Genomic DNA, 3,121 nt, shown 5'->3' with positions numbered 1-3,121 from the left:
TTTATCCTATTGTCCTCTATCATATTTAATAATTCAATGAATCCCTTTCTGTTGAATTTTAATCCGGATTTAATATCACTGAATATTTGTGCATTTGGGTATAATGATTTTAATCTGTTTATTTGATTATATAAATCATTCTTATTATTGGATGATACACGTGCATATATTGCATCTATTCTATTATTTTTTATTCCCAAGTCTGTCTTCTTGTAATTATTATATATTTCAGGAACCTTTGCAGGATTAATCAGATGTATCTTATAGTTTAGTTTTAATAATTCCCTGGAAAGATACTTACCGGATGTTGATGATTCTATTACAATATCATGATCCTTATAAACTGATAAAAACTCATTAACTATCTCCATATTATTTTCCATATTTTTCTGGGAAATAATAGTACCATTATCCTCCATTACCGTAGCATATACGGAACGTTTATGTACATCCAAGCCTATAACCATTTAATCACCTCTAATGATTCTGTGAGATTCAGAATCGAAGACTCGACAAACTCCTATTCACCTTATAATTATAAGGTATGAAATCGAGTCGAAGGGCGGCTATTCTTACTAACGGCCTCAAGGGTCAAGTTGCATAACAACCGCCTCCGATTCTCACTATATTTAGATAAAAATAATTTAATACATTTTAATGAACTTTAAATAATAGGGAGTATTACTTAATAATAGGGGGTATTACTAATGCTATTTAACATAAAACCAAAAGATAATATTAAAGACCTTTTCGGTAGAGAAAAGGAAATATTATTACTAAAAAGATGTGTTACAGAACCGTTAACAGTAATATACGGAATTAGAAGAACAGGAAAAACTAGCCTGTTAAAAAGTGTATTAAATTCTCTTGAAATACCATACATAATAATAGATATAAGGGAATTATTCAACGAATCCGGAACTATCAGAGAAAATGAAATATCTTTAAAAATATTGCATGAATTAAAAAAGGATATAGGGATTTCTCAAAAACTGAGATTTTTGATTTCTGATATTTTATCCAAAATAAATGGTATTGAAATAAATCATTTAAAAATAGATATAGACGCATCCAAAAAATATCAATTAAATAATATTCTTGAGGTAATTAATGAAATCTCAGAAAAGAATAATGATGTATTCATCCTGGCTATAGATGAGGCACAGTATCTAAAATACAGTGGAAAAAGATATAACAATATACTGGCATGGGCATATGATAATTTGAAAAATATACATATAATAATAACAGGAAGTGAAATTGGAATTTTAGAGGAGTTTATTGATATAGATAATACTGAAAGTCCGCTATTTGGAAGAATGATAAATGAAATTAAAATTGGGCATTTCGATAATGAAACGTCCTACAATTTCTTAAAATCCGGCTTTGAAGAGGCTAAAATAAACGTAAATGACAATGATATAAATTCTGCCATAGATATTCTGGACGGAATCGCGGGATGGCTGACATACTACGGATATAACCGGGCTATTCGAAAATTAAATAATTACGATTCAATAAATAATGTCATAGAATATAGCAAAAGGTTAATAGATAGCGAGATAAATAAATTAATCAATAATTCTAAGGACAGGTATATGGCTATAATGGAGTCAATAGCAGCAGGATTAAACAACTGGTCTGCAATAAAAGCATATGTTACAACAAAAACTGGTTACATATCCTCAACGATTTTAAACAATCACATAACAAAGCTTCTAAAATATGGATTTATAAAAAAATCTGAAAATAAATATTATATTGAAGACCCGTTAATTAAATTAAAATTTATTAACAAAAATAGATAAAGGAAATATTACAGAGGTTTTTAAAAAAATATTATTATAAGAGGTTGATAATAAATATATCGTGAAATGGAAAAATTTTTGTTTAAGAATCACCATCCAACATCAATTGATATACTCTTCATCTGTAAGCATTATATTATATAAGACATGATTTTACATAATTTTTATGTCATATATGACATAAAATATAAAGATTAAATAATGATAAAACCCGTGACCATAAATTGCAGTAAATAAAATTATCATAATTACATGAAATTTATATAAAAATAGGATGATCATTAACATTATATCTAAAGCATTGAGCACAGTCTCAATGGAAATAAAAAATAATATAAACACAATATGATCCGTAAAAGCACTGATAAAAATATTTCAGATAATATTGTGTATAATATTAAAAATTATAAATCAATAGATGGGTATTATATATGATAAATATAAATCAGAATTTATGTATAGGTATGCTCACATCTGGAAACTGGATGACGCTATTATTCCTCTAGTCCGGGATTTTCAGGGAAAAGCAATTTTATGGCCTTAGCTTTATGTCCGCAATCTTTATCTAATCGATAAACCATTATTTTGTTCATTCATTTTCAGGTATTTTTATACAGTCTTATATACATAGGGCCGGAGACCCCTATCTAGGGATATACATCCATAATGATTTATTGTCTGGAATGGTATTAAACCTTTAGGCTCATTTCGGCCTACGGCGCTTTATGGGCTTTATACAGGATTAATGTAATTATTAATGCTGTTAAATTTAAGAGAATTATTATAAATATAACATGATTAAGATTTAACAGCAATTTTGAGCCTATACCAAGACCAATTGCATTTGTTACTATTCCCTGTAATGACCTTATTCCTGATCCTGTTATTCTGTCATTTTTATTTAAGGAATTCATTGTATATGCGGTATTTGATGTTGTTGCAATTCCTGTGGAAGTTCCAAGAAATATTTCAGGAATTATAAAATTAAAAAATAATAATAATGAGAATAAGCTCATTGATAAAAATCCAATAGATGCTATTTTTAATCCGTATTTATCATGCAATTTTCCGGAAACAAAGGATGTAAAAGTGAAAAATATAGGATATATTAAAACAAGCAAACCTATGATTAATGGTGTGTAATTTAATGAATACAATAAAAATACAAAATATGCTGCAAGCATATTTCTTGTTATTGAATGCAAAAATCCTGAAAATGATGATAATGCAAATTTCTTATTTAATCTAATTTTAAATGAAAATATTAAACCTATCACTGCAATAATTATAAATGGAATATAATATATTGATAA

Annotated in this window: 3 protein-coding genes; 1 reads left to right on the top strand and 2 read right to left on the bottom strand. The window is 27.3% G+C overall.

The features are described 5' to 3' along the window. Positions 1 to 467: IS110 family transposase (locus AOG55_RS09840; protein WP_156318731.1), on the bottom strand; the 467-nt coding region annotated here is incomplete at its 3' end. Between the two features lie 240 nt (positions 468 to 707). Between AOG55_RS09840 and AOG55_RS03075 the strand changes: the two genes are divergently transcribed. Next, complete coding sequence (locus AOG55_RS03075) at positions 708 to 1,808, top strand: AAA family ATPase (protein WP_054964244.1); 1,101 nt, start codon at positions 708 to 710, stop codon at positions 1,806 to 1,808. 713 nt (positions 1,809 to 2,521) lie between these two features. Here the strand turns inward: AOG55_RS03075 and AOG55_RS03070 are convergent. Beyond that, positions 2,522 to 3,121: MFS transporter (locus AOG55_RS03070; RefSeq protein WP_156318730.1), on the bottom strand; the 600-nt coding region annotated here is incomplete at its 5' end.

This window comes from Acidiplasma cupricumulans (genome assembly GCF_001402935.1).
GTDB classification, from domain to species: Archaea; Thermoplasmatota; Thermoplasmata; order Thermoplasmatales; family Thermoplasmataceae; genus Acidiplasma; species Acidiplasma aeolicum.
Note: the sequence above shows the minus strand (reverse complement) of the source record. Positions and strands in the feature narration are given on the sequence as shown.

Bases quoted from the DNA above. Each gene is read 5' to 3' on its own strand.
- AOG55_RS03075 (WP_054964244.1), top strand. From the start codon at position 708: ATGCTATTTAACATAAAACCAAAAGATAATATTAAAGACCTTTTCGGT.